We start from the raw sequence: 19,720 nt of genomic DNA on the forward strand, positions 1-19,720 counted from the left end.
CACTGGCCGCTTACGCGGTGGCGTCGCCCGACTTGCGGCGACGCACCACGAACACCGCACCGGCACCGGCGACGACGGCGAGACCGCCGACGAGGGCGATGGTCGGCAGGGCGGAGCTGGAGCCGGTCTCGGCGAGGCTGCCGTTGACCACAGGGGTGTTGCCCTTGTCGGCCGGCTTGTCCGAGACCGGAACCTTGCCGCCTTCCTGCGGCTTGGTGCCGTTGGTGTCGGTGCCCGCGGAGACGATCTGGAACTTGTACGCGACCTCGCCGAAGCCCGTGCACGAGCCGTCGGCGTCGCCGTAGATGCTGGCGCCGAGGGAGAAGCCGACGCCCACCGGGGCGCTGGACTTCACGTTGATACGGAGCGGGATGTCGACCTCGTAGTCGGGCTTGAGCTCGGGGGTGTAGCCGACGAAGCCGGCCGCGTAGCCCTCGGAGTCGACGTCCTCCCAGGCCTTGGTGTCCTCGTTGTACGCCTGGAGCTGGACCTTCTTGCTCTCGAAGATGTCTTCGCCCGCCTTGTCGGCGGAGGCGCCGGCGAAGAAGCCAGGTTCCTTGAGCGTGGACTTGGAGTTGTTGAGCACGTTCAGGGAGAACTTGTGCCAACCGCTGCCCGCCGCGATCTTGCCGGGCAGGCCGGAGATGGAGACGTCGACCTTGGAGTCCTGGCACTCGGACGGCTCGGGCTCCGGCGTGTCGGACGGCGCGGGCGCCGAGGTGCTCGGTGCGGGCGGCGTCGCGGAGGTCGAGGTGGTGGCGGTGGCGCTCGAAGCCGGAGTGGTCTCGGTCGCCGACGCGGACGGGGTCTCGGTGGGCGCGGGAGTCGTCTCGGTCGGGGTCGCCGACGCGGGCTCGCTCGCGGTCTCGGACACCGTCGCGGTGGGGGAGGGGGTCTCCTCCGCGAACGCGGCCGGCGCCGAAAGCAGCGCCAGAGGGGCTATTGCTGCCGTTGCGGCCGCCAGGGCCATGGCACGGCGAAGCTTCATGAAGACCTCGGAAAGTCCGGTGTACCGCTGTGTCGCGGTACGCGTATGGGGTGAGGCCTCCGCGTGTGGGGCGCGGGTGTGGCCGTTGGTTCTGCAGGTGTGACCCGCGAAACCTGTGAACGGTTGTGCCTTCACTCACAGAATTCTTATGTGGGCTGTGTCACACACGGATCTGCATGGATCTGCCTTGTGTACAGGCTTTCGATCCACTTAGAACTGATCCTCGTGTCTGACAAGCAGCCCGAAGGGGCGGGGGAGTCCGGGGAGTTCAAGCAACCCTCCGTCCCCGACGACGTGTGGGAGCGGTTCGCCCGCGACACCGAACGTGACATCCGCAGTTCGGCGCCGAAGGAGCCGTCCGCCCGGGCGCGCATGGTGACCGAACGGCTCCGGCAGAAGGACGCCAAGGGCGCCCAGCCGGAGGGGTGGCGAACGGGTCCGGCCTGGCGGGAGATGGACGGGCGCGCGGCCCGTCGGCGCCGGCTGTGGGCGATCCTCGGCGTGCCCGTCGCGATCGCCGTGGCGCTGGTGGCGGTCAAGCCGTCGCTGCTGCCCGGCGACCCCTTCGGCACGTCGTCCGGTGCGTCGGCCGGTACGCCGTCCGGGGGCGCGTCCGCCGCCGCGCTGCCCGCCGAGACCGCGCCTCCGACCGCCGCTCCCTCCAGCGCCGCGCCCGACACGCCCACCCTCGACAGGCCGTTCGCCGGCTCGCCCGCCGAGCGCTGGGCCGATGGCGCCGCCGCCATCGTCGTACCGAAGGCGACGCCGGTCGGTACGTTCACGAGCGCGCAGGTCGCCGCGGCCCTGAAGCAGGCGAAGACCCTGCTCGTCGGCGCGAACCTGGCTCCGGGGACCCTGCGGGGCGAGCGCCCCGAGAGCGCGCTCGCCGTCCTCGACCCGAAGCAGCCCCGCATGCTCGACGACGTGAACAGTTGGCTGCGCGCGCCGGGCAAGAAGCACGATCCGCTGATGCTCTTCAGCCGGTTCGACCCGGCCGAGGTGCGGCCGGCCGGGGATGTGGTCAAGGTCCGTGGCCGGACGACGTTCAAGGCGGGCGCACACGCGTCCGTCGCCATCCACATGGACTACACCTTCGTCTACCCCCTGATCCAGGCATCGAAGGCATCGAAGGCATCGAAGGCGCCGGGGACGACGGAGACGTCGGGGGCGCCGACCGAGGGTTCCGGTGGGGGCTCGACCGAGGTGGCCCGCACCATCGTGCGCCGCGTCCTCGACCTCGAACTCCTCGACCCGCGGAAGTACCAGGCCACTCCCGGCAAGCTGTCGATCACCCGGTACGACCAGGACCTCGGCAACACCGCCTGCGACGTCTACGACGGCTTCCTGCACCCCCAGTTCGACTCGGCCGCCCCGACCGGCGCGCCTCCGACGGGGCCCACGACCGACCCGTACGACCGCAGCCGGGACATCGAGCACTCCGGCACGGAGACGTGCGGCACGGTGTCCCGCACCTGACGGGATCCGACGGGACCTCGATGGGATCCGACGGGCGTGCGAAGGGCCCCGCGGGACGGAGACCGCGGGGCCCTTCTTCGCCAGCACCGACGTCAGGGCAGCGCCGGTGCCTGGGGAGCGGCGCCGGGGGTTGCGCCGCGGGTCTTGGTACGGACACGGGGTATGGCTACGGGGGGTACGGACACGGGGTACGGGACTTGGGACCGTGGAGCAGGGCGGAAGCCGAAGCCTGGGGGTGTGCCCGGCCCGTGGAACAGCTTCCGCCGGACGGCCCCGGGCGTCCCCGGAGCCGACCGTTCTCTTGAGTGACCGGGCTGCTGTCCCCTGCCGTCCGGTCACACCCCTGGGACGAGGTCCCACGACGTACGGCACGATCCGTACGTCTCATCGCCCCAGTGGAGCCACGCGTGGTTCTTTCGGGCCCGCCCCTGGCTGGCACGGACACCGGGACCAACGAAGTCCGCGGCGCCCCGGTCACGCGGCGTACGGGTGAGAGGGCATGCGTACGTGCGTGCGTCGCGTACGGGGTCAGACGCGGCCGCGGCACAGCTCCAGCAGCGTCATGGCGAGCGAGGTGCCGGGCTTGCCGAGCGCGTCCCTGAAGTGGGCGAGGATCTCCATCTCGCGCGAGAGGTTCACCCGGCGGCCACCGGACTCGATCCGGGCCTCCTGGATCACCTTCGACACGGCCATCCGTTCCTGGACGAGGCCGATGATCCGGTCGTCGAGGGCGTCGATGCGTTCACGGGCGCCGGTGATCACGTCTGCGGCCTCGTCGGTACGGGCGCCGGTCTTGTCGAGTACGTCGGCCATGGTGGGCTCCTCTTGGGATGAGGTGCCCCGGATCGGCAGGACCCGGAAACGACAGGCGCCCCGGGCCTTGTCGGCCCGGGGCGCCTGGGAAGTCGCTTGTCAGTTGCTCAAGCAGCACGACCATGGCAGCCGGTGGGCCGGTTGCCATAGGTAAACACGAAGGTCGCCTGCGTGAGCATGCAAGCAGTATGCCCACAGGGCCGTGCCACGTCCAAGTGGGTTCGGATCCTGAGACCCGGACTCGGACCCGGACCCGGCTCCGGGCGGGTAGGGCTTCGGCCCGGTTCGTTCGGCCGCGGGCCGGTGGGGGCCGGCCGCGCAGTTCCCCGCGCCCCTGAAGGGGCGCCGGCGCGCATCTTTCAGCCCGTCCGGCGTTTGAGGACGAGGCCGTTCAGGCCGATCGGGGGTCCGGGGGCGGAGCCCCTGGCGGGGGCGAAGGGGCGGAGCCCCTGGGGATGGGTCGGGTAGGGGCGGCGGGGGCGGAGAACCCGGTGCAGGCACGCTCGCGTGGACCCCCGGTAGACTCGATACCCCACACCCCCTGCTCACCGCCGGAAGGCAAACCGTGCCAGAAGCGTCCCCCGCCGCCCCCGACACCGTCCTGGTCGTCGACTTCGGTGCGCAGTACGCCCAGCTCATCGCCCGCCGCGTCCGCGAGGCCCGGGTCTACAGCGAGATCGTGCCGAGCACCATGCCGGTCCAGGAGATGCTCGCCAAGAACCCCGCGGCGATCATCCTCTCCGGAGGCCCCTCGTCGGTGTACGCCGAGAGCGCCCCCCGCCTCGACCGAGCGATCTTCGAGTCCGGCGTCCCCGTCTTCGGCATGTGCTACGGCTTCCAGCTGATGGCGACGACCCTCGGCGGCACGGTCGACAACACCGGCGCCCGCGAGTACGGCCGTACGCCCCTGCACGTCTCCAAGTCCGGATCGACCCTCTTCGAAGGCACCCCGGACGAGCAGTCGGTGTGGATGTCGCACGGCGACGCGTGCAGCGCCGCCCCCGAGGGCTTCACGGTCACGGCGTCCACGGACGTCGTCCCGGTCGCGGCCTTCGAGAACGACGAGAAGAAGCTGTACGGCGTCCAGTACCACCCGGAGGTCATGCACTCCACGCACGGCCAGCAGGTGCTCGAGCACTTCCTGTACCGCGGCGCCGGCCTCACGCCGAACTGGACGACCGGCAACGTCATCGACGAACAGGTCGCCCTCATCCGCGAGCAGGTCGGCGACAAGCGCGCCATCTGCGGCCTCTCCGGCGGCGTGGACTCCGCCGTCGCCGCCGCCCTCGTGCAGAAGGCCATCGGCTCCCAGCTGACCTGCGTGTACGTCGACCACGGCCTGATGCGCAAGGGCGAGACCGAGCAGGTCGAGAAGGACTTCGTGGCCGCGACCGGCGTACAGCTGAAGGTCGTGGACGCGGAGGAGCGCTTCCTCACCGCGCTCAAGGGCGTCTCGGACCCCGAGGAGAAGCGGAAGATCATCGGCCGGGAGTTCATCCGGGTCTTCGAGCAGGCCCAGGCGGAGATCATCGCCGAGGCCGCGGAGGGCGAGGACGTCGCCTTCCTGGTCCAGGGCACGCTCTACCCGGACGTGGTCGAGTCCGGTGGCGGCACCGGCACGGCCAACATCAAGTCCCACCACAACGTGGGCGGCCTCCCCGAGGACCTCGAGTTCGAGCTCGTCGAGCCGCTGCGCAAGCTGTTCAAGGACGAGGTCCGGATGGTCGGGCAGGAGCTCGGTCTCCCCGACGAGATCGTCCAGCGCCAGCCCTTCCCGGGCCCGGGCCTCGGCATCCGGATCGTCGGCGAGGTGACGAAGGAGCGGCTCGACCTGCTCCGCGAGGCCGACGCCATCGCCCGCGAGGAGCTCACGGCGGCCGGCCTGGACCGTGACATCTGGCAGTGCCCGGTGGTCCTGCTCGCGGACGTCCGCAGCGTGGGCGTCCAGGGCGACGGCCGCACGTACGGCCACCCGATCGTGCTGCGCCCCGTCTCCTCCGAGGACGCGATGACCGCCGACTGGTCCCGCCTCCCGTACGAGGTCCTCGCCAAGATCTCGACCCGCATCACCAACGAGGTCGCGGACGTCAACCGAGTCGTCCTCGACGTCACGAGCAAGCCCCCGGGCACGATCGAGTGGGAGTAGTCCCACCCGTCAGGTCCGCCTGAGAGTCCGCACCGGCTCTCCGGGCGTCCAGACCTGGACGACCAGATACGTGTCGTCCTCGACGTAGGTCCGTACGACCCCCGTCAGCTCGGTGCGGAAGAGGTGGAACGGCTCCGGCGGTTCCACCTCTTTCACGTACGCGGCCTTGGCCGCCCCGTCGCCGACCTCGACGGCCCGTCCACTGATGCGGACGTCCCCGCCCCCCATCGCCGTGCCCGGCCCCGGGTTCGCCTGGAGCGCGAAGCGCGGGTCGCGGCGCAGGTCGAGTGCCTTGAGCGAGTCCGGCATCATGCCGAGCCACAGCTCGCCGCGCAGGAAACGCACCTCCAGGCCGGTGGTCCGGGGCGAACCGTCCTTGCGGAGGGTCGCGAGGACGTGGTGCGTGAAGGCCCCGAAACGCTCCTCGACCGACCGGGCGAGTGAGGGTTCGGCGGCGGCGAAGGTGCCCCAGCGCGCGGGGTTCACCTCTTCGGCAGGGCTCTCGGCAAGGCCGTTGGTAGCGCTCATACGGTGAGTGTGGCGCCCATACCCGACACCTCCTGTCGGGTATGGGCGGGCGCTCGGTCGGCGATCTCGGGCCCCGGCTCCGGCCCTCTCGTAACGGTTGCGCACTCTCTTCACCGAACGGCTCTGTTCTCCTGCACCGACCAGAGGTAACTTCCGCTCCGTATCGGACACGCCAGTGCTGGAGGACCTATGCAAGGGCCCACGCCGCCCGTGCCCCTGCCCACCGACCAGCTGCAGTTCGCCATGCCGCCGATGTACGACTCGTTGGACGACGAGCGACGTCATCGCAAGGAGCGGTTGGCCGGGGCGCTGCGGATCTTCGGGCGGCTCGGCTTCGAGGACGGGGTCTCCGGTCACATCACCGCGCGCGACCCGGAGTACAGCGACTGCTTCTGGGTGAACCCCTTCGGGATGCCCTTCAAGCACGTCACCGTGAGCGACCTGGTCATGGCCAACCAGGACGGGCAGGTGATCGAGGGCCGCTACCACGTCAACCAGGCGGCGTTCACCGTGCACGCTCAGGTCCACGCCGCCCGCCCCGACGTCGTCGCCGTCGCGCACTGCCACTCCGTGCACGGCCGCGCCCTGTCCGCCCTCGGTGACCTGCTCGACCCGATCAGCCAGGAGAGCTGCGCCTTCTACGAGGACCACGCGCTGTACGACTCGTACACCGGTGTCGCCGTGGACACCGAGGAGGGCCGCCGGATCGCCTCCGCGCTCGGCACCCGCAAGGCGCTCGTGCTGCGCAACCACGGGCTGCTGACCGTGGGCGACTCGGTGGACGCGGCGGCCTGGTGGTTCCTGTCGATGGAGCGCTCCAGCCAGGTCCAGCTGACCGCACGGGCCGCGGGCCGCCCCCTCCTCATCGACCACAAGCAGGCGGTCGCGACCCGGGAGCAGCTCGGCGGCGACCTGGTGGCGTGGATCAACTACCAGCCGCTGTGGCAGGACATCAGCCGCGGCGAACCGGACCTCCTCAGCTGAGTTCCGGTGCGTGACGGCTAGAAACCCCGCAGTACGGCCGCCTTGGTCGCCGCGAACTCCTCGTCCGTGAGCACCCCGTCGCGATGCAGCTCGCCCAGCTCCCGCAGCCGCCGCAGCAGTACGTCGTGATGGTCGGCCTGGGCCGGTACCGACGCTGCTACCGGTGCCGATCCTGGTCCCGCCGCGGCGGTGAGCTGCGGCGGCCGGTCGACGTGCTCGCCCGCCCGGAGGGACGGATGCGGCAGCCGGGCGGTCACCGCGGCGGCGACGAGCGCCGTGAGCAGGTCGCGGCGGGCGCTGCCCCACAGGTCGAGGGCGAACGGATCCTTCTCCGGCGGCAGTTTGGAGAACACGGTCTCGCGCGTCACGAACCGCAGAAACCCGTCCTCGTACCCGGAATTGGGCAGCCACTCCACCTGCACCAGGTCCCCGACGGCGATGATCCGCGGCCCCGTCGCCCGCTTGACCCGGTCCGAGGTGTCCGCCCAGTCGATCCGCACCTGCGCGCCGTCGAAGGAGACCGTGCCGTCGCTGGACCGGACGGACACGGGCACGGGCGGCCCCGCGAGGAGGAAGGCCTTCGCCGGCTCCTTGGGGATCTGGTCCAGGAGCAGGGCGTGCCGGATCTCCTCGGCGACGTACTCGGCGACCCCGGTACGGTCGATGTCGACCGTCAGCCGGTACGGGTCCGCCGCGTCGGGCAGCCGCCCGCCGGTCGCCTGCAGCAGCGGATCGGCACCCTCACGGAGCCTGAGGCGCAGTCTGCCGCGCTTGCGTTCGGGTTCGTAGACGATGCCTGAAACCGCCTCCAGGGGAACGGCGATCTCTCCGTACGTCTGCCGGAACAAGGGCACGGAGCGATGGAGTCCCGGCGTGATCCTGACCGTGCTGCCGTCGAAGGCCCAGGTCCCGTCGCGCTGGATGATCTCGGCCATGGGGAAATTCTCGCAGCCGGGTCAACACGGGGTAACCGCGCTTCACCCACGCTGACCGGACCTGCCCGACGCGGGCACTGTTTCGTGCGGCACAATGCCCTGTCATCGCAAGGCAGTTGCAAGGCTTGCGAGGCAACTCTCGGCGCGGGGAAGGCGGCAGCGGGCGTGGCGGTGCAGGAGGCGAGACACGGCGCGGAGCGCGGTGGCGGGCTCGGTGCGGGACAGGGGGCGGCGCACACGGGCGGCTGCACCTGCGGGGACTGTCCGCACGGGGCGCGCGAGGGGCACCGGCGCGCCGTCGCCGCGTTCCTCGCCAGGCGCGACGAGTTGGCGTCCGGACAGGGACTGCCCGCCGCCGTCGCGCACTCGGCGTCCGCGTCCCGGCAGTGGGTTTCCGACGAACTCACCCAGTCCGCCGACCTGGTCGCCGAGCGCGGACGCGTCGACGGCGAGGCATGGCTGGGACGCCTGTGGCGACGCACGGCGTACGCGGTGTGGGGGACCGTCCTGACCCTGCTCATCGTCCAGGCGCTCACGGCGATCGGCGCGGGCTGGACGGCGGCGCGCACGGCGGGCCTGCTGGCCGCTCTGGTGGTGGCCGCCGGGCTGACGGGCGCGGGCTATCTGCACCGGGCGCGGGGCGGGGCCCTCGCCCCGGTCGTCGGCGAGGACAACCGCCTCTCCACCTCACGGGCGATGGCCGCCGGCTGGGTCCTGTTCGTCGTCTACGCCGTACTCGTCCTCGTGGGCCAACTGGCGGCGGCCTCCGCCCACGGCGAGCGCGACGACCTGATCGCCGGACTCGAACTCGCCCGCGGTGCGGGTGTGGTGACCGTCGTCGCCGTCGTCTGCGCGATCGCGGTGGTGGTACGCCGGGTCGTGGGCCTGCGGGTCCTCGGGCAACGCCTGCAGAAGGTACGCGCGGACCGGCCGCGCGCCGCCGACCTCCTCACGGACGACTCCGGCCGGGGCAGCTTCGCCGACATCCAGTACGTCGTCATCGGCGCCGTCGCCCTGGTCTTCGCGGCGGTACGGCTCGCCAGGCGCCCGCAGCAACTGCCCGACCTCCCCTGGGGTCTGGCGCTCCTGGTCCTCGTCTCGGCGGCCACCTACCTCGCCGGGAAGTACGCCGAGGGCGGCCGCCCCGTCATCCTCTCCGTCGTCCGCTCCCGTGAGGCCGGCGACCTCGACGCGCCGATCCGCACCGGCGACGACATCGAGATCCGGGGCGCCGGTTTCGTGCCACCCGGCGCCCAGAGCGCGGACCGTCTGTCCCGCATGGTGGTCCGCATCGGCGCGGTCCACGTCCATGTCCCCCTGGTGCCGGTCCCGGGCGGCTTCAGCAACCCCACGGACGCGGTCCTGACCGTGCCGGTCCCGGTCGACGTGGAACCGGGCCGGGTGGAGGTCCAGGTCGTCACGGCAGCCGGGGTGGAAACGAACCGCTGCCTGATCGAGGTGACGGACTGAACTCCGCGGCTGCGGGCGGGGGCCTCACCGGAGTAAGTTCGAATGCGGGCGGGTGGGCTCACCGGAGTCGTTCGACTGCGGGCCGGTGGGGGCCGTTCGCGCAGTTCTCCGCGTCCATCGAGGGCGCGCCCGCGCCATCGAAAAAAACTGGCCCCGAGCGTTGAGCGGGAGCCCGCTCTCGTACGTATGGTCTGTTGAGGGGTCAACGGCACGTGGCGAGAGGCGGCGGAGAGCGATGACTCACGGTATGCGGTCGGACACCCAAACCCCCTATCTCGACGGCGGCGGACGAGACTGGCGGGACACCGCCACCCGCTACGCCCTGTTGCCCCTGCGCGTCTTCCTCGGCGTCACCTTCATCTACGCCGGCCTCGACAAACTCACCAACAGCGCCTTCCTCTCCGACTCCGGCTCCGGCTCGATCGGCGAGCTGATGCGCAACGTGCACGACTCCGCTGCGATCCCGGCCCTCGTCGACCTCGCCCTGAAGAGCCCCGTCGGCTTCGGCTACGCCATCGCCTTCGGCGAACTGGCCGTCGGCATCGGCACCCTCATCGGCCTGCTGGCCCGCCTCGCGGCCCTCGGCGGCGCGCTCATCTCCCTCAGCCTGTGGATGACGGTGAGCTGGGCCTCCGACCCGTACTACTACGGCAACGACCTCGCCTACCTGATGGCCTGGCTGCCCCTGGTCCTCGCGGGCGCCTCGTACTTCTCCGTCGACGCGGCCTTGCGCGCGAGGCGCGGCCAACGGTCCGGAAACCTCCGCTACTGAGCAACGCGGGTCAGGGCGGTTCAGCGCGGAGCGTCGCACGACATCGCAGGGTGGATCGCACGGCCTTGCGAGGGTGGATCGCACGGCATCGCGGGCTGGTAGGTGCAGGGAGTGGATCGCCCTGCACCTACCAGTGCTGCGTTCACGCCCCCGCTATCCGGACACCCCCGCTGCCCGTCGCCGCAACCGTCGCCGACGTATGCCATGGGTCAGGAACGCCACCGCGCCCGCCAGGCAGAGTCCACCCGTGACGACGGGGATGATCGCGAACCACGGTGTGTCCCACCAACCGCCCGCGTCGCCCGCGTAGGTGACGCCCGCGGCGGTGAGGAAGAGGCCGGCGACCAGCTTTCCCGGCTGGAACTCATGACGTGGCACGGATCACCTCCGCCTGTCCCACGCCGACCTGGAGGTTCAGGTCGAGCGTGCCGCCGTTCTTGCCGCCGGTCGGGGCCGGCAGGGTCACCTGCTTGTGCTTGCCCGGTTCCACGTCCACGTCCTTCTTGCCGTCGCCCGGCAGCTGGATGTCCCCGACGCCCACGTCGATGTTCAGCTTCACGGTCGCGTCCTTGGGGACGATCACCTTCAACTGGCCCGCGCCCACCTCCGCGGTCGTCGTCACCGTCTGGCCCTTGGTGAGGCCGAGATGGGTGAGATCGAGGGTGCCCACACCCGTGCCGAGGTCGAAACGCTCCGGCACTGCGGCAGCGGTCCTGGGCGTCCACTCGACCCGCATCCAGTGGGTGCTGATGTCCTTCGGCATGGCCACGGAGCCGGCCAGCAGCGCCGCCGTGATCACTGCGAGGAAGATCGACCCCGCGCCCGTACGCCCCACGAACGCGCTGAGTGCGATGCCCAGGCCGAACACGACGAGCGCGCAGGACAGACCGGTCTGCAGGCTGGTGGCGAGCGGATGGTCGTTCCACGTCAGGCCCGTGCCGAGGCCGCCCGCGACCAGCGCGAGCAGGAAGACCCAGCCGCCGATCCAGCGCGGGCCGCGCGGCTGCGGCTCACGGGCCGCGCGGAGGTCCCGTATGTCCGGGCGGGGCGTGCCGCGGGCGATGTTGAGCGCCGCCGCGACATCCCGGTCCCGGGCGTCCGGCGGGCCCCACAGATAGCCGGTGCCGCCCACGTGCGAGCCGTCCTTGACGATCGGGTCGCGCCACCAGGAGGGGTAGGAGACGGGGACGGGCGGGGCCTGCGCCTCCGGCGGGGCGTCCGCCACCGCCTGGGCGGCGAGCGGGTCGGGGTCGGGGGCGCCGCGCTGCTGCGACCAGTACCCCGCGCCCGCGAGAAGCAGGGACAGGACGACGGCGAACGTCAGCACGCTGCCGTTGCTCAACATCGACAGGAACACCCCGCAGCCGACCAGCGCGAAGAGCACGGCCGCCAGCGCGTGGCCGTCGACGCGGCCGGTGAGGAGCTTGCGGACCTCGTTCTCCTCCTCGTCGTCGTAGGGAACGAACAGCCAGACGAAGCCGTAGAAGATGAGACCGATGCCGCCCGTGGCGGAGAGCACGGCGAGCACGATCCGGAAGATCACCGGGTCCATGTCGCACTGCCGCCCCAGCCCGGCGCACACACCGCCCAGCATCTTCTGCCGCCGGTCGCGCCGGAACCTGCGCGGGCCCTCGGGCGCCGGCGGCTCCCCGTGCGCGCGCGGCTCCTCACCTGTCGCGCCCGGCGCTCCCGCACCCTCCGCGGCTCCCGCGGAGCCCGTGGCGGTGCCCACGGAGGGCGCAGCGGCGTCCCGCGGCCCGGCACCCGATGGCGGGGCGCCCGGGCCGGGGCCGGGATCCGGCTCCGCTGCCGCGTGCTGCTGATCTGTCATGTGTCCATGGTGACGGGCGGGAAGGCCCGGCGGCAGTCGGGACGACCCTGGCCGAACCCTGATATCGGCCCTGACGGGGTCGGAGGGAACCGTTCGAGCACCAATCTCTCGAAGATCAGGGGAGTCTCGGGGGTCGACCCTGATGCTCCCGCCCTCCGCCCGTGTGAACATCGATGGCATGCCGGAAGCCGCAGCAGTGCCCCTCGACGACCCGCGGCCCCCGCGCAAGCTCTACCGCAGCAGCGACGGACGCTGGCTCGGGGGCGTGGCGCGAGGGCTCGCCGGGCATCTCGGGCTGCCCGTGATCTGGGTGCGGCTGGTGTTCGTCGGCCTGTTCATGGCGGACGGCCTCGGGGCGCTGCTCTATGCCGCGTTCTGGTTCTTCGTGCCGCTCGGCGTCGGCGGCGTCGACTCCGGGCGCACCCCGGCCTTCACCACCGAGACCGCCCCCGACGGCCGCCGCAGACTCGTGGCCCGCAAGCCGGACCGGGGCCAGATGGTCGCCCTGCTCCTCATGGTCGTCGTGGCCATGGTCTTCGTCGGCAATGTGAATCTCGGCGGTGGGGCAAGGGCCTATCTCTGGCCGACCGTTCTCGTCGGCGCGGGCGTCGCCCTGGTCTGGCGCCAGGCGGACAACGCGCGGCGGGCCCGCTGGGTCGAGGTCGGCCGCCGTCGTCGTACGCTCACGCTGCTGCGCTCCGCGGCCGGTGTCCTGCTCGTCACCGCGGGCGTCTCCGGAATATTCGTGCTGCAGGGCTCGGCGGCCCACCTCGGGTCGGTCCTCCAGGCGGCACTCGCGGTCCTGGTCGGCACGGCGCTCCTCGCCGGCCCGTATCTCGTGCGCATGACCCAGGACCTCTCCGAGGAGCGCCTGATGCGCATCCGCGCCCAGGAGCGGGCCGAGGTCGCCGCCCACGTCCACGACTCGGTGCTGCACACCCTGACCTTGATCCAGCGCAACGCGGAGAACGCGAACGAGGTGCGCCGGCTCGCCCGCGCCCAGGAGCGCGACCTGCGCGCCTGGCTCTACAAACCGGAGGGCACCGGCAAGGACGAGGCGGACGAGCCGACGACCCTGGCCGAGGCGGTCCGTCGCAACGCGGCCGAGGTCGAGGACAAGCACGGCGTCCCCATCGAGGTCGTCGTCGTGGGCGACTGCCCGCTCGACGAGGGCCTGACCGCACAGATGCAGGCCGCACGCGAAGCGATGGTGAACGCCGCCAAGTACGGTGGCGAGGGCGGCGCCGTACAGGTCTACGCCGAAGTCGAGGGCAGGACGGTCTTCGTGTCCGTCCGCGACCGCGGTCCCGGCTTCGACCTCGACGGGATACCCGCCGACCGCATGGGCGTTAGAGAATCGATCATCGGCCGCATGGAGCGCAACGGCGGCACGGCGCGACTGCGCGCGGTGCCGGACGGCGGCACGGAGGTCGAGCTGGAGATGGAAAGGGCGGAGAAGACGTCATGAGCGACGTGAACGGACCGACCGGGCAGACCCCGGCATCGAACGGGCCGGAGGATGCCGCCGTGGGTACGGCCGGGGCCGGGGCTGAGGCCGCGACCGGGTCGGCCGCCGGATCGGCCGCCGAGTCCGTCGCCGGTGTGGGCGCGCCCACGGGTGCGACCGCTGTCGGCCCCCACACGACTGCCGCCGCGGGCGGACGCCGTGTGCGGGTCGTGCTCGTCGACGACCACCGCATGTTCCGTACGGGAGTGCAGGCCGAGATCGGAGAGACCGAGCGGACCGGCGTCGAGGTGGTCGGCGAGGCCGCGGACGTCGACCAGGCGGTCACGGTCATCACGGCCACCCGGCCCGAGGTCGTCCTGCTCGACGTCCATCTGCCCGGCGGCGGCGGTGTCGAAGTGCTGCGCCGCTGCGCCCCGTTGATGGCCGACGCCCGCCAGCCGGTCCGTTTCCTCGCGCTCTCCGTGTCGGACGCCGCGGAGGACGTCATCGGTGTGATCCGCGGCGGCGCCCGTGGCTACGTCACCAAGACCATCACCGGCACGGACCTGGTGGACTCCATCTTCCGCGTCCAGGACGGCGACGCGGTCTTCTCGCCCCGCCTGGCCGGATTCGTCCTGGACGCGTTCGCCTCCACCGACGCCCCGCCCGTCGACGAGGACCTCGACCGTCTCACCCAGCGCGAGCGCGAGGTCCTGCGTCTCATCGCCCGCGGCTACGCCTACAAGGAGATCGCCAAGCAGCTGTTCATCTCGGTGAAGACGGTCGAGTCGCACGTCTCGGCGGTCCTCAGGAAGCTCCAGCTGTCCAACCGCCACGAGCTGACCCGATGGGCCACCGCGCGTCGGCTGGTCTAGCCGATCGCGTCGAGAGGGTTGGCTACCGGTGTTCCGCGTCGGTCGCCCGGCCCAGTATCCGTAGCGCCCAGCGGTAGTGACGTACGGCCTTCACGATGCCGATGAGGCCGGTCAGCCACAGGATCAGGCCGATGCCCATGCCCTGGACGACATCGCTGTACAGGGGGTGGCCGGGCTCGGCCCGCGCCGCCGCCGTGAAGGACGTCCAGGCACCGATCGCGCAGACGCCGAGCGAGGAGAGCAGCCAGAAGAGGCTGAGGCCGGGGGAGCGGAGCCGGGAGTCGGTCGCGGGGTGCCGGTCCAACTCGGACCAGGCGTCCAGCAGTCGGTGTATGTGGTGGTCCCGGCGCACGGAGAGGGCGACGGCGACGACGGTCGGGGCGAGCGCGGCGAGGCCGAGCAGGGCGAAGAGCGGGCCCAGGACGAAACCGGTGGGGTCGCGCTGCTCGAGTTGTCGCAGCGGCAGCACCAGAAGAGCCCAGCCGATGATCGCCGCGAGCGCCAGCAGCCAGAGCAGCAGCACCCGGTGCACCCCGAGGCTCCGCCTGCGCAGCTCCTCCAGCGCCCGCCCCCGGTCGGCCAGCAGCGCGGCACGGTCCGGCCAGGTCCTGATGTGCGCGGGCGGCGGCGGAGGCGGCAGCAGAGAGCCGGGCATCAGAACCTCTCGGACGACGGAGCGACGACGGAGCGACGACGGAACGACGACGGGACGACGGAGCGATAACGACGGAAACAGAGTCCGCGCCGACGCTACCGTGATCCACTTCTCCGTCCGCACCACACCGCGGTCGCCCCCGCGTCTTTCACGCCACTCGGGTGGCCCCCGCGAACGGCATCTCGTCGACCGGCGCCAGCCGTACGGGCGCCGAAGGGTTCGGGGCGTGGATCATCTGGCCGTTTCCGACGTAGATGCCCACATGGCTGATTCCCGAGTAGAAGAACACCAGGTCGCCGGGGCGGAGTTCGGACCGTGAGACCCGGTGTCCGGCGTTGATCTGCGCGTACGTCGTGCGCGGCAGCGAGATGCCCGCGGCACGGTACGCGGCCTGGGCCAGGCCCGAGCAGTCGAAGGCGTCGGGCCCGGTGGCGCCCCAGACGTAGGGGCTCCCGAGCTTCCCGTAGGCGTACGCGACAGCCTCCGCCGCACGCGAGTTGGGTGCCGCGACGGAGCCGGGTGACGACACCGGGCCGAGGTCCCGCACGGCGGAGCGCGAGGCGCGCTGCCCGGCGCTTCCCGTACCCCCGGCCGCTCCCAGGTCGCCGAGCTGCGCGCGCTGCTCGTCGGTGAGCCGCGACAGCAGCTGCCGCGCCGTGTCCAGCTTCCCGGTGATCGTCTTCTTGGCCCGCTTCAGCTCCGCCTGACGCGACTTGAGCGAGGCCAGCTCGACATGCGCGGCCCCGCGCAGCTGCTCGATCTCCCGCAACTGCTTGCGCACCCGGGCCACGGCCTCCGCCTGCCGGCTGCCGGCCCGCTCGGCGAACGCGGCCCCTTCCAGATACTGGTCGGGGTTGTCGGAGAGCGCGAGTTGCAGCGCGGGGTCCAGGCCTCCGCTGCGGTACTGCGCGGCGGCGATCGAACCCAGCGCCTCCCGAGCCGTGTTGAGCCGGTCCTCCTTGCGCGCCGCCTCGTCGCGCAGCGCGTTCAGCCGCTGCTCCGCCTTGTCGGCCTTGTCCTTCGCGCCGTCGTACTTCTGGGTGGCGACCTCCGCCTCCTCGTACAACTTGTCCACCTTGGCCTTCACCTGTGCCGGCGACAGCTGCGGGTCCGCGTGCCCCGTCCCGTCGAAGCCCGTCGCCGTGGCCGCGCCCGCGAGGGCGATGGTCGCGGCGGTGCGGGCCGTGTTTCCACCGAGCGAGCGCTGTCTGGGCTTTCGGTGCGCTGCCACGAGGGCCCACATCCTTCCCGGGGGACTTTCCTACGACCGCCGGGGACGAGCGCGGTCTGCGGGGGACACGTCCGGCGGCGGCCCACACAGGGGGAGCGGGCCGCCGCCGGACCTTTCTCGGCGGTGGTGTCCGGCTGCCGCCCCTGGCCCGGGCGGCGGTGGGGAGCCGGCCACCTGGTGGAGGACGCTAAACCTGAGAGTGATGTCCCGGTAACGTCATGTACGGAAGTGGCACCACTGGATCGCGGGGCGACCGTATGTGACCGTGATCCTGGCCCGACGGGGTCGACTTCACGCGGTGTGATGACCGATGGGGCGGTTCCGGGACAATCGGTGGTTCCCAGGTGGTACGGGTCTACAGGGGGTGGGCCGGTGACAAGAGGGGTCAGGGCCGCCGATTAGGCTCCGGCCCCATGGACGTACTCATCCATCTCTTCGTCGGCCTGCACATCATCGGCATCGCCTCGCTCCTCGGCGGTTTCCTCACCCAGATGAAGGCGATGGGCCAGGGCACCGCCCGGTTCGTCCCCGCCATGCTGCACGGCGCGCTGACCATGCTGGTCACGGGCATCGCACTCGTCGGCCTCAACCAGGCCGACGACCACTCGGTCAACACCATCAAGATCGGCGTGAAGCTCGCCCTGCTGATCGTGATCCTCGGACTCGTCTATGTGAAGCGGGACGACGAGAAGGTGGACAAGGGCCTGTTCGGGCTCGTAGGGCTGCTCACGACCGCGAACATCTTCATCGCGGTGCTCTGGACCTGACGACCCCCCGAAGGCCCCCACGGACGGCTACGGCGCTTCCGGACAGCGTTACGGATGCCCGACCGCTACGGCTCCCGCGGGCGCCCGACCGCTACGGCTCCCGCGGACGCCTGACCGCTACGGCCGCCACCGCCAGCCACGCCGCGACCGAGATCCACAGCAGCACCTGCCCGAGCCCCCTGAGCCGGCCGACGCCGATGGCGGCCGCGACCGACAGCGTCGCCACCGCCGTCATCCCGAGCGGGAACACGGTCGCCCAGCGCAGCACGTCGTAGCGCGGTCGGGGCCACAGGGCCTCCGCCACGGCCAGCACGCAGTACGTGCCGAGGACGAGCACGAGCAGCGCCTCGGTCACCCAGCGCAGCACGCCGTTGTCGTCGTCGTTCCACAGGTAGATGTTCGCCTGGTAGGCGAGGATCAGCTTCGACCCCGCCAGCGCCGAGATGGCGAGCGCGCCGCCCGCGACCCACTGGTCCCCGGCGCCCGTGGCGACCTCGCGGTAGTCGAAGTAGAACAGCGCCATCGTGTAGAGCAGGAGCCCCAGCCAGAACAGCACCAGCGCGGTGTGCGCGAGCCAGTCCGTGTGCGTCGCGGGGGCGAGCGTCGCGCCCAGCACCGCGAGCCCCTGCGTGGCCACACAGCCGAGGAACACCGCTCCGGGCATACGGGGCCGCCATTGCCGTACGACCAGGAGGAGCAGCCCCGGCCAGAGTGCCGCGGACAGGGCGAGCAGGGCCTCGGCCGGCACCTCCCAGCCCAGCGTGACCAGCCGCGTGCCGAGCACGGTGGTCGCCGCGACCGCGGTGAGCGCGCTCGGTGTACCGGCCTCCGTCAGCCACCGTTCCCGTTCCCGCAGCAGCCGTACGACGAAGGCCGCGGCGAGCCCGAGCCAGCCGACGGCCGCGAGGACCAGCACGACCCGGGACAGGATCTCGTAGCCGGTCTGCTCCAGCCCGATCGAGATGATGCCGGTGGCCAGGATCGCGGCTCCGGCGCCCGGCGGGCTCTGCGCCCACCAGGTGCGCAGGCCGGTCCACCGGGCGCCGGGCGGGGAGATGGCTGACATGGGCCCGATGCTAAGGACCTTCGAGCGGGTTGGCGGCGGGCCACGCGCGCGTGGAGCTCGATGAGCCCCACGCGCGCGTGCCGGGCGTCGAGGCGTTAGGCCGGACGCACCACGCTGTGGATGATCGACTCGCCGCCGTAGAAGATCGACTCCTCGCGGACGTACGCGCCCGGCTTGGGGGCGTGGATCATCATGCCGTTGCCGACGTAGAGGCCGACATGGCTGATGTCGTCGTAGAAGAAGACGAGGTCACCGGGCTTGATGTCGGAGAGCGGGACCGTCGTGCCCACGTTGACCTGGTCCCAGGTGGTGCGCGGGAGATCGACGCCGGCGGTCTTCCAGGCGGCCTGGGTGAGGCCGGAGCAGTCGTAGGAGCCGGGCCCGGTCGCGCCCCAGACGTACGGCTTGCCGACCTGGGCGCGGGCGAAGGCGAGGGCCTTGTCGGCCTTGGCGGTGTACGAGGAGTCGGTGGCCGAACTCCCGGCGGTCCCGGTGGTCCCGGTGGTGGCGGTGGTCCCGGTGGTCGTCTGCTGCTGGGCGGCTGCCTCCTGGGCCTTCTTCTCCGCCGCGGCCTGCTGCTGCGCCAGCTCGGCCGCCTTGCGGTCGGCCGCTTCCTGCTTCTTCTTCTCGATCGCCGCGAGTCGCGCCTTCTCCTCGGCGGTCAGCTTCGAGAGCAGGTCGCGCGCCTCGGCGAGCTTGCGCTGCACGTCGGCCTTGGACGTCCTCAGCGCGCTCTGCGTCGTGGTGAGCGTCTGCAGGCTCTGGGAGGCCTCCGCGCGCTTCTTGGTGGTGGCGGCCTGCTCGGTGATGTAGTCGTCGACGGCCACCTTCTGGCGGCTGGTCAGACGGCTCATCAGCTGGGTCTGGTCGAAGTAGTCCTGCGGATTGTCGGCCAGCAGGAGGGTCGCGGTGTCGGGGGCGGAGGCGCCGGTGCGGTACTGCGCCGCGGCGAACGAACCCAGCTCGTCGCGCGCGGTGTTGAGCTTCTCGGTGCGCTGGGCCACGTCGTCGAGGAGGGAGTCGACGCGCTTGCGCTGCTGCGCGGTCTTCTCCCTGGTCGCGTTGTACTTCTCGGTCGCCGCCTCGGCCTGGTGGTAGAGGTCGTCGACCTTCTTCTCGACCTCTTCGATGCTCGGCTTGGAGTCGGCCGAGGGCGCGGCGTTCGCCGTCTGGGAGAGCAGGGCCACGGAGGTGAGGGCCGCCGTGGCGAGGGCGGGGGTCCGTATACCCGCTATGCGCGTACCCGTAGGACTCCACTTGCGATGCGACGCCAAGAGAGGCGACTCCTTCCGTCTTCCGCCTACCGAGTTAGCTGTCGGGTTCGGGCGGGTGATTCCGGAAGGTTTGCCCTACGGTCCTTGTCCCAGCGGACAGTTGGACCGATTCACCCCAAGGTCGGTTGGGTCCCCGGCTCCGGCTGCCGTACGGCGCACCGGACTCGGCGGAGGCCGCACGGCCCGGCGATGTTCGCCGGTTGGGTCGAGCGGCCTGCCCGGCACGCTAGCCAACTCATAAGTGTTCTGTGAAGTTTGATGTGCGATATGCCCGATACTTTTTTGTGACCTTGATCCTGGGGGCCATTGATCCGGACCGACTGTGGCTGACCGTAATGAAACGATCCTGAACGGTGACGGCGTCCGCGGCGGAAAGAGTGGCGGAAAGGGATCAGGTGCGGTCACGGAAAGGGATCATGCGCGGTCGTGGAAAGAGATCATGCGCGGTCGCGGAAAAACCGG

At 71.4% G+C, this 19,720-nt stretch carries 18 protein-coding genes and 1 riboswitch; of the genes, 8 read left to right on the top strand and 10 right to left on the bottom strand.

The window, feature by feature from the left end; all coding sequences use genetic code 11:
- Positions 1-10: 10 nt before the first annotated feature.
- On the bottom strand, positions 11-988 hold the full coding sequence (locus FNV62_RS30850; protein WP_097289146.1) for an LAETG motif-containing sortase-dependent surface protein: 978 nt from the start codon (positions 986-988) through the stop codon (positions 11-13).
- A gap of 225 nt (positions 989-1,213) precedes the next feature.
- Here FNV62_RS30850 and FNV62_RS30855 point away from each other — a divergent pair, with 225 nt between their 5' ends.
- Entirely contained in the window at positions 1,214-2,464 is a 1,251-nt protein-coding gene (locus FNV62_RS30855; RefSeq protein WP_143627836.1) for a hypothetical protein, read from the top strand.
- Between the two features lie 528 nt (positions 2,465-2,992).
- Here FNV62_RS30855 and FNV62_RS30860 read toward each other — a convergent pair.
- The gene (locus FNV62_RS30860) at positions 2,993-3,316 is read right to left on the bottom strand and encodes a chorismate mutase (RefSeq protein WP_282459373.1); all 324 of its coding nucleotides are present in this window, start codon (positions 3,314-3,316) and stop codon (positions 2,993-2,995) included.
- Between the two features lie 526 nt (positions 3,317-3,842).
- Between FNV62_RS30860 and guaA the strand changes: the two genes are divergently transcribed.
- On the top strand, positions 3,843-5,423 hold the full coding sequence (gene guaA, locus FNV62_RS30865) for a glutamine-hydrolyzing GMP synthase (protein WP_060898094.1): 1,581 nt from the start codon (positions 3,843-3,845) through the stop codon (positions 5,421-5,423).
- 9 nt (positions 5,424-5,432) lie between these two features.
- Here guaA and FNV62_RS30870 read toward each other — a convergent pair whose 3' ends face one another.
- Entirely contained in the window at positions 5,433-5,951 is a 519-nt protein-coding gene (locus FNV62_RS30870; RefSeq protein ID WP_225900431.1) for a pyridoxamine 5'-phosphate oxidase family protein, read from the bottom strand.
- Positions 5,952-6,140: 189 nt separating this feature from the next.
- Between FNV62_RS30870 and FNV62_RS30875 the strand changes: the two genes are divergently transcribed.
- Positions 6,141-6,935 carry a class II aldolase/adducin family protein gene (locus tag FNV62_RS30875; protein ID WP_060898092.1) on the top strand — a complete coding sequence of 265 codons (795 nt, stop codon included), beginning with the start codon at positions 6,141-6,143 and terminating at the stop codon, positions 6,933-6,935.
- Positions 6,936-6,952: 17 nt separating this feature from the next.
- Here the strand turns inward: FNV62_RS30875 and FNV62_RS30880 are convergent, their stop codons facing one another.
- Entirely contained in the window at positions 6,953-7,870 is a 918-nt protein-coding gene (locus tag FNV62_RS30880) for a DUF4429 domain-containing protein (protein ID WP_097285903.1), read from the bottom strand.
- 165 nt (positions 7,871-8,035) lie between these two features.
- Between FNV62_RS30880 and FNV62_RS30885 the strand changes: the two genes are divergently transcribed.
- Positions 8,036-9,340, top strand: a complete 1,305-nt coding sequence (locus FNV62_RS30885; protein WP_373559507.1) for a hypothetical protein — start codon at positions 8,036-8,038, stop codon at positions 9,338-9,340.
- A gap of 235 nt (positions 9,341-9,575) precedes the next feature.
- Positions 9,576-10,112 carry a DoxX family protein gene (locus FNV62_RS30890; protein WP_060898089.1) on the top strand — a complete coding sequence of 179 codons (537 nt, stop codon included), beginning with the start codon at positions 9,576-9,578 and terminating at the stop codon, positions 10,110-10,112.
- A gap of 153 nt (positions 10,113-10,265) precedes the next feature.
- Here FNV62_RS30890 and FNV62_RS30895 read toward each other — a convergent pair whose 3' ends face one another.
- Entirely contained in the window at positions 10,266-10,490 is a 225-nt protein-coding gene (locus tag FNV62_RS30895; RefSeq protein ID WP_143602655.1) for a hypothetical protein, read from the bottom strand.
- A complete protein-coding gene (locus FNV62_RS30900) occupies positions 10,477-11,943 on the bottom strand; it encodes a PspC domain-containing protein (RefSeq protein ID WP_143602656.1) in 1,467 nt (488 codons plus the stop codon). Before FNV62_RS30900 ends, FNV62_RS30895 begins: the two co-directional genes overlap by 14 nt.
- Positions 11,944-12,121: 178 nt before the next feature.
- Here FNV62_RS30900 and FNV62_RS30905 point away from each other — a divergent pair, with 178 nt between their 5' ends.
- Positions 12,122-13,411 (top strand): ATP-binding protein, encoded by a 1,290-nt coding sequence (locus FNV62_RS30905; protein ID WP_225900432.1) that lies wholly within the window; start codon positions 12,122-12,124, stop codon positions 13,409-13,411.
- A gap of 134 nt (positions 13,412-13,545) precedes the next feature.
- Positions 13,546-14,265 carry a LuxR C-terminal-related transcriptional regulator gene (locus FNV62_RS30910; protein ID WP_143605593.1) on the top strand — a complete coding sequence of 240 codons (720 nt, stop codon included), beginning with the start codon at positions 13,546-13,548 and terminating at the stop codon, positions 14,263-14,265.
- A gap of 22 nt (positions 14,266-14,287) precedes the next feature.
- On the opposite strand, the gene FNV62_RS30915 is transcribed toward FNV62_RS30910, so the two are convergent.
- The gene (locus tag FNV62_RS30915) at positions 14,288-14,920 is read right to left on the bottom strand and encodes a hypothetical protein (RefSeq protein WP_097285907.1); all 633 of its coding nucleotides are present in this window, start codon (positions 14,918-14,920) and stop codon (positions 14,288-14,290) included.
- Between the two features lie 148 nt (positions 14,921-15,068).
- Entirely contained in the window at positions 15,069-16,151 is a 1,083-nt protein-coding gene (locus FNV62_RS30920) for an NlpC/P60 family protein (protein WP_179858255.1), read from the bottom strand.
- Between the two features lie 413 nt (positions 16,152-16,564).
- Here FNV62_RS30920 and FNV62_RS30925 point away from each other — a divergent pair, with 413 nt between their 5' ends.
- Positions 16,565-16,918: a hypothetical protein gene (locus tag FNV62_RS30925; RefSeq protein WP_143627837.1), complete on the top strand. Its 354-nt coding sequence runs from the start codon at positions 16,565-16,567 to the stop codon at positions 16,916-16,918.
- A gap of 91 nt (positions 16,919-17,009) precedes the next feature.
- Here the strand turns inward: FNV62_RS30925 and FNV62_RS30930 are convergent, their stop codons facing one another.
- Positions 17,010-17,984, bottom strand: a complete 975-nt coding sequence (locus FNV62_RS30930; RefSeq protein WP_143627839.1) for a tellurite resistance/C4-dicarboxylate transporter family protein — start codon at positions 17,982-17,984, stop codon at positions 17,010-17,012.
- Between the two features lie 95 nt (positions 17,985-18,079).
- On the bottom strand, positions 18,080-19,258 hold the full coding sequence (locus tag FNV62_RS30935) for an NlpC/P60 family protein (protein WP_143627841.1): 1,179 nt from the start codon (positions 19,256-19,258) through the stop codon (positions 18,080-18,082).
- A gap of 7 nt (positions 19,259-19,265) precedes the next feature.
- Positions 19,266-19,438, bottom strand: a riboswitch (cyclic di-AMP (ydaO/yuaA leader).
- Positions 19,439-19,720: the final 282 nt, after the last annotated feature.

It is taken from the genome of Streptomyces sp. RLB3-17, assembly GCF_007113425.2.
Lineage (GTDB): Bacteria > Actinomycetota > Actinomycetes > Streptomycetales > Streptomycetaceae > Streptomyces > Streptomyces mirabilis_D.

Excerpts from the sequence above, each read along its gene's own strand:
- FNV62_RS30850 (WP_097289146.1), bottom strand. The coding sequence starts at position 988 with ATGAAGCTTCGCCGTGCCATGGCCCTGGCGGCCGCAACGGCAGCAATA.
- FNV62_RS30870 (WP_225900431.1), bottom strand. The coding sequence starts at position 5,951 with ATGAGCGCTACCAACGGCCTTGCCGAGAGCCCTGCCGAAGAGGTGAAC.
- FNV62_RS30875 (WP_060898092.1), top strand. The coding sequence starts at position 6,141 with ATGCAAGGGCCCACGCCGCCCGTGCCCCTGCCCACCGACCAGCTGCAG.
- FNV62_RS30880 (WP_097285903.1), bottom strand. The coding sequence starts at position 7,870 with ATGGCCGAGATCATCCAGCGCGACGGGACCTGGGCCTTCGACGGCAGC.
- FNV62_RS30890 (WP_060898089.1), top strand. The coding sequence starts at position 9,576 with ATGACTCACGGTATGCGGTCGGACACCCAAACCCCCTATCTCGACGGC.
- FNV62_RS30900 (WP_143602656.1), bottom strand. The coding sequence starts at position 11,943 with ATGACAGATCAGCAGCACGCGGCAGCGGAGCCGGATCCCGGCCCCGGC.
- FNV62_RS30905 (WP_225900432.1), top strand. The coding sequence starts at position 12,122 with ATGCCGGAAGCCGCAGCAGTGCCCCTCGACGACCCGCGGCCCCCGCGC.
- FNV62_RS30915 (WP_097285907.1), bottom strand. The coding sequence starts at position 14,920 with ATGCCCGGCTCTCTGCTGCCGCCTCCGCCGCCGCCCGCGCACATCAGG.
- FNV62_RS30925 (WP_143627837.1), top strand. The coding sequence starts at position 16,565 with ATGGACGTACTCATCCATCTCTTCGTCGGCCTGCACATCATCGGCATC.
- FNV62_RS30930 (WP_143627839.1), bottom strand. The coding sequence starts at position 17,984 with ATGTCAGCCATCTCCCCGCCCGGCGCCCGGTGGACCGGCCTGCGCACC.